The organism is Streptococcus sp. HMSC071H03 (assembly GCF_001813035.1).
Taxonomy (GTDB): Bacteria; Bacillota; Bacilli; order Lactobacillales; family Streptococcaceae; genus Streptococcus; species Streptococcus anginosus.
Genome location: NZ_KV811142.1, coordinates 56,937 through 63,179 on the forward strand (window position 1 = coordinate 56,937; position 6,243 = coordinate 63,179).

Sequence of the window (6,243 nt, forward strand, 5' to 3'; positions counted from 1 at the left end):
AAAAAATATCTAAAAAAAGATGTCATCTCCGTTACGACGGAAAATTATATGGAAGTCATGGAAGTCCTCTATGATTATCCAGATGAATTTGCAGGGAAACGGTTAGAATTTACTGGCTTTGTCTACAACGACCCAAGTGATAAAAACAGCCAGTTTCTTTTCCGTTTCGGTATTATCCACTGTATCGCAGATTCAGGGGTTTATGGACTTCTGACAACTGGTAATACAGAGCATTTTGAAAATAATACTTGGATAAGAGCGAGTGGAAAAATCACTATTCGCTACCATAAGCAACTAGGACAAAGCTTGCCAACGCTTGAAGTGGATAGTTTCAAGAAAGTTGAAAAACCTAGCAATCCTTATGTTTACCGCGTATTTTAAACAACATTAAATAAGCAAAAGAAGACCTGAGAAGTATTTCTCTAGGTCTCCTATTATGCTCTTTTATAAGTAATTATGATAAAATAAGAGAAATTTATATTTTTAGGAGGTATTATGTCACATCAAAACCAACCCGTTTCAAGGAAAACCTTGCTCTCTATTCTCGCTACAGCACTCATTGCTTTTGCTGGAATTCTGTCTGAAACCAGTATGAATGTCACCTTTCCGCACCTTATGAAAGTTTTTCATACAGACCTTGGCACATTGCAATGGATTACGACAGGTTATCTGCTAGCTGTCGCCATCACGATTACACTTGGAGCCACTCTAGCACACAATTGGTCTGAACGTAGAATTCTCTTTACCAGCCTAGCTATTTTTACAGTAGGAAACGGTGTAGCGATGCTTGCGCCAAATTTCGCCCTACTCATGCTAGGCCGCATTTTGCAAGGTTCTGCAACTGGAATTGCCACGCCACTTATGTTTAATCTTATCGTAGAACGTATTCCGCGCAATCAAATCGGATTTTACATGGGACTGTCTGGACTCGTTATAAGCCTAGCTCCTGCGATTGGTCCCACTTATGGCGGCTTTATGATTAGTTTGTTTGATTGGCATATGATTTACACATTCATCATGCCGATTCCGATCATCTCTTTCATTTTAGGATTTTTCTTTTTAGAAAATACTCCCAATAGAAAGAAACGCCCTTTTGAATGGATTTCTTTCTTACTCCTTGCCCTCTCGCTTACTTTTTCTATTATGACCATTTCTAGCTTAGAAGAAGGTAGCTTTAATTGGACTTTTGTCATCATCTTTTTATTATCACTTGTCCTTTTCGTTTGGCGAAGTTTAACGGTAGAGCATCCTTTTTTAGATATTCGTATTTTGAAAAATCCAGTTATTTTACTAGGAATTATTCCTTTCTTTCTCTACCAATTTTCAAATTTATCAGCCAATTTTCTGATTCCTAATTTCTTAGTTTTAGTAAAACACGAGGCTACTTCTGCTGCTGGTTTTGCACTGCTACCTGGAACAATGTTAGGAGCTTTTTCGGCACCTTTCTTGGGAAAATTGTATGATACCAAGGGACCCAAACTTTCCCTATATGGTGGGAATCTTCTCTTTTTCTTAGCCGTCTCCGTTTTTGCATTCTTTACGAAGTCCCTAACATTACCACTGATTATTCTCTTTTATATTTTCTTTACGATTGGGCGCAATATGGCGTTCAATAACACGATGGCTTTGTCTGTTTCACAAATTGGTCGTGAGAAGTCACCAGATGCTACAGCACTCTTTCAAACGGCTCAAACATTTGCCGGTGCTTTGGGAACAGCTATCGCTGCTATAATCGTTAATCAATCTCCTAATACAACGACCGGTGTGCATCTTGTCTTTCTACTCCTTTTCTTCCTTGTTATCCTTATTTTTTATCTCTTTTACTCTTTATTTCGAGCTATCAAAACTCGGAAATTTTAATCAATTTATGATAAAATAAATAAAATATTAGAAAACAGGTGTTCAAAATGTCTTCAAAAGTGATTATTACAATTTTTGGTGCCAGTGGAGATTTGGCAAAAAGAAAACTCTATCCTTCTCTTTTTAGATTGTATAAATCTGGCAATCTGTCTAAGCATTTTGCCGTTATCGGTACAGCTCGCCGACCTTGGAGCAAGGAATATTTTGAATCTGTCGTGGTCGAGTCTATCACAGAACTTGCAGACAGCCCTGAACAAGCGCAAGAATTTGCTAGTCATTTCTATTATCAAAGTCACGATGTCCAAGATACTGAGCATTATATTGAATTAAGGAAGCTACAAAACAGCCTTGACGAGCAATATCAAGCAGAACATAACAAACTTTTCTTCCTGTCTATGGCTCCTCAGTTTTTTGGTACGATTGCCAAACATCTCAAATCCGAGCAAATTGTAGACGGGAAAGGGTTCGAACGCTTAATTGTAGAAAAACCTTTTGGCACAGACCTAGCTTCTGCTAGCAAACTGAACAACGATTTGTTGGCAACATTTGACGAAGAGCAGATTTTCCGGATTGACCATTATCTCGGCAAAGAAATGATTCAAAGTATTTTTGCCATTCGCTTTGCCAATCTTCTTTTTGAAAATGTCTGGAATCGTGATTATATTGACAATGTACAGATTACCTTTGCTGAAAAGTTAGGTGTGGAAGAACGTGGTGGTTATTACGACCATTCAGGTGCACTGCGCGATATGGTGCAAAATCACACACTTCAACTCCTGTCTTTGCTTGCTATGGACAAACCCAAAACTTTTACCAAAGATGATATTCGTGCTGAAAAAATTAAGGCTTTCAAGCACTTACACAAGCCGTCCGATAATGATTTGAAAAAGCTCTTCATTCGTGGTCAATACACTTCTGGCAAAGTGGACGGGAAAAAGTACATTTCCTATCGTAGTGAACCAAATGTTGCCCCAGAATCTACCACAGAAACCTTTGCTTCTGGTGCATTCTTTGTAGATAGTGACCGATTTCGCGGGGTGCCATTTTTCTTCCGTACTGGAAAACGTCTCACTACCAAGGGAACCCATGTCAACATTGTCTTCAAGCAAATGGAATCCATTTTCGGCTCCTCGCTTCAACCAAATGTGCTGACGATTTACATTCAACCAACTGAAGGATTTTCTCTTAGCATGAATGGCAAAGAAGTGGGCGAGCAATTTAACTTAGCTCCATTGACACTTGATTATCGTACAGATGCAACAGCTTCTGGTGCGTCACCAGAACCTTATGAGAAGCTCATCTACGATGTGCTAAACAATGACTCAACCAATTTTAGCCACTGGGACGAAGTTCGCTCTAGTTGGGAATTGATTGACCGTATTGAAGCCTTATGGGCAAATAACGAAGTTCCACTTCATCATTACAAATCAGGCACTATGGGACCCGAAGCCAGCTTTGAGCTCCTTAACCAATTTGAAGCTGATTGGAACTGGCGTCCAGATGAAGCCTATCGCAAAGAAGGACGATTGGGGTAAAGTAAATATATACAAAAGACTTGCAATTCATTCATTTGCAAGTCTTTTTTCTTATACCAAGCCCTCTAAGAGCCCTTTCATAAAGTTTTCAGAGTTAAATACTCCAATATCGTCAATTTTTTCTCCGAATCCAATCAGTTTAACTGGAATATCCAGCTCTTGACGGATTGCAAGAACGACACCACCACGCGCTGTTCCATCAATTTTCGTCAAGACAATTCCTGTTACTGGCGTAATTTTTGAAAATTCCTTAGCTTGAACAAGGGCATTTTGACCGGTTGAGGCATCTAGTGCCAAGAACGTTTCATGCGGCGCAGCTGGATCTACCCGTTTGATAATCCGTCCAATTTTTTCTAATTCTGCCATTAGATTATCTTTGTTTTGCAAGCGTCCGGCTGTATCAATCATGAGAATATCCACATTTTCAGCCTTTGCACGCTCCATACCGTCATAAACAACGCTAGCTGGGTCACTCTTTTCTGGACCTGTCACAACAGGAACATCTACTCGACGTCCCCATTCCACCAACTGAGCAACAGCTCCTGCCCTAAAAGTATCTGCTGCAACTAACATAACTGTCTTACCAGCCTGCTTATATTTATAAGCCAATTTCCCTATCGAAGTGGTTTTCCCAACTCCGTTTACACCAACAAAAAGCATGACTGTCAAACCGTCTTGTAAATTGATTTTTTCGTTAAATTGGCCATCTTTCTCATAGATGTCTACTAACTTTTCAATGATGACCCGACGAAGGACATCTGGCTTTTTGGCATTTTCAAGGCGAGCTTCTTGGCGTAAGGCTTCTGTCAGATTAGAAGCGACTTGCACTCCCACGTCACTCGTAATCAAGAGTTCTTCTAACTCTTCAAAAAATTCCTCATCTACCGAACGGAAATTGGCAAAGAAAGCATTAAGCCGCGCTCCAAAACCTGTCCGCGTCTTTTTAAGACTACGGTCATACTTTTCCTGAACCGTTTCTTTTTGAATAGATGAACTTGCTTCAATTGGTTCGCTAATAGTCTTCTCTGCCGTAGTTGACTCTGCTGAACTTGACCCTGCGTTCGCTTCGTTCAACTGCCTCATATTTTCTTGTTCTGCCTGCTGTCTTCTAGCTTCTGCTAAACGTGCCTGTAAATCTGTGGTAGCTGGATGAGTCGTATGTTGCGAAAAGGCTGCTGTCTCGTCAGGTTGTGGAGTTCCCATTTCATTCTGTAATGTATGATTTTCTGGAGCTTGGAAATCATTTTCAGCAAACTCTAGACTTGATCCTGTAGTAGCCGTTTCCGGCTCCATTTCTTCTACTTTTTCTTGAATGGTTTCAAGACGTGTCTCATCATTAGCAAGACGTTCTTTCAATTCTGTTTGGAATGTTTGTTCACCTAGATTCTCAGATTGCGTATTCTCTACAGGAGCTGTTTCTACTTTTTCTAGATTCTTTCCTTGATCATCCTCTGATACTGTTTCTACAGCTTCTTCAGGAATATTTTCAACTGTTTTTTCTTCTTTTTGGCGACCAAAAAGGCGATCAAATAAGCCCATTCAATTCCTCCTTTATTTCAGTGCATATTTTTCTATAGCCCAAGCAACAGCATCTTCATCATTGGTCATCGGCGTCACCACATTGGCAACTTCTTTGACTATTGCTACTGCATTTTGCATAGCTACACCAAGTCCTGCCCATTTTATCATAGACAGGTCATTTGCTTCATCTCCGCAAGTCATGACTTGACTTTGTTCAATTCCTAAATGAGCAATCAATTTTTCTAAGCCATTTGCTTTATGGACATTCTTCGGAGACCATTCTAACAGCATATCGCGCGACTTAAAAATTTCATATTTGTCAAATAAATCGGACGAAAGTTGAGCAATACCACGATCAAGCGGATCTGGTGCATAAGCTGTTACACACTTATTATAAGTCTGTTGGCTAGATAAGTCTGCAAATGAAACCGACTCAAATGTTAAAGCAGGATTGCAAGTTTGATAAAGCGATTCATGGTCTGACTGGATTTGGTAGACAGTTCCTTCGCAAATCGCATCTAGTGGCAAGCCTAACTTTTCTGTTTCCTCAAAAATACGAGCCACATCGTCATAAGCAAAGACTGTTTTATCAAGAATTTCACCTGTGTTACGTTGCACCAAACCACCATTAAAAGTAATGGTGTATTCGTCCTCTTGATTAGCTACGCCTAGTTCGTTTAAGAAAAGTTCCATTGCTTTTAGAGGGCGACCGGTCGTCAAAACAATCTTGATTCCCTGCTCTTTAGCGGCTTTAAGCGCCACTAAATTTCGAGCAGAAATTTTTTTCTCAGAAGTTAGTAAAGTCCCATCTAAATCTAAGGCAATCAATTTTATATCTGCCATTATAAGCCCTCCATATACGTCATAACTGAATGCGCCGCATGATGCCCAATGACCTCTTTGGCTACTTCCAAAATCTCTGGACGAGCATTTTCAGGGGCAATGGGATAACCTGCTACTTGCATCATGTGTAGATCATTCAAATTGTCACCAAATGTCATGACCTGATCCATCTCAAGATTTAATTTCTTCGCCAATTCGACAATGGCAACACCCTTGTCCACATAGTCTAGGACAATATCAATTGACTTATAGCCTGTTGTCATAGCTTTGACACCGGGAACGTGTTGATTAACCCAAGCTTCACCAGCAGCTACTGTTTCTTCAGAAAAATTGGTTGTAAATTTGAAAATTTCATCTGTAATATCCTCCAAGCGAGCTACTTTTTGGATATTTTCATTATAATGCGCACTAAAAGCTAAATAAGCTGGATCAACTGTTTCCAAAACATAACAGCCTTTTTTACCTGTTAGAAGCAATTCACTGG

The 6,243-nt window shown here is 39.8% G+C and carries 6 protein-coding genes; 3 read left to right on the plus strand and 3 right to left on the minus strand.

The genetic code is table 11. From position 1 onward, the window contains the following. The 3 genes from HMPREF2887_RS00675 to zwf form a co-directional block, all read left to right on the plus strand. On the plus strand, window positions 1–381 hold a 381-nt coding region (locus tag HMPREF2887_RS00675; RefSeq protein ID WP_084740313.1), incomplete at its 5' end, for a TIGR03943 family putative permease subunit. A 114-nt stretch (window positions 382–495) separates the two neighbouring features. Beyond that, window positions 496–1,860: an MFS transporter gene (locus tag HMPREF2887_RS00680; RefSeq protein ID WP_021001539.1), complete on the plus strand. Its 1,365-nt coding sequence runs from the start codon at window positions 496–498 to the stop codon at window positions 1,858–1,860. Window positions 1,861–1,907: 47 nt separating this feature from the next. Continuing rightward, complete coding sequence (zwf, locus tag HMPREF2887_RS00685; RefSeq protein ID WP_021001538.1) at window positions 1,908–3,395, plus strand: glucose-6-phosphate dehydrogenase; 1,488 nt, start codon at window positions 1,908–1,910, stop codon at window positions 3,393–3,395. Window positions 3,396–3,446: 51 nt separating this feature from the next. On the opposite strand, the gene ftsY is transcribed toward zwf, so the two are convergent. From ftsY to HMPREF2887_RS00700, 3 genes are all read right to left on the minus strand, one after another. Continuing rightward, the gene (ftsY, locus tag HMPREF2887_RS00690) at window positions 3,447–4,934 is read right to left on the minus strand and encodes a signal recognition particle-docking protein FtsY (protein ID WP_057489618.1); all 1,488 of its coding nucleotides are present in this window, start codon (window positions 4,932–4,934) and stop codon (window positions 3,447–3,449) included. A gap of 12 nt (window positions 4,935–4,946) precedes the next feature. Then, window positions 4,947–5,759 carry a Cof-type HAD-IIB family hydrolase gene (locus tag HMPREF2887_RS00695; RefSeq protein ID WP_084740315.1) on the minus strand — a complete coding sequence of 271 codons (813 nt, stop codon included), beginning with the start codon at window positions 5,757–5,759 and terminating at the stop codon, window positions 4,947–4,949. Then, a partial coding sequence (locus tag HMPREF2887_RS00700) for an HAD hydrolase family protein (protein WP_186821889.1) occupies window positions 5,759–6,243 on the minus strand: 485 nt, incomplete at its 5' end. The genes HMPREF2887_RS00700 and HMPREF2887_RS00695, both read right to left, overlap by 1 nt.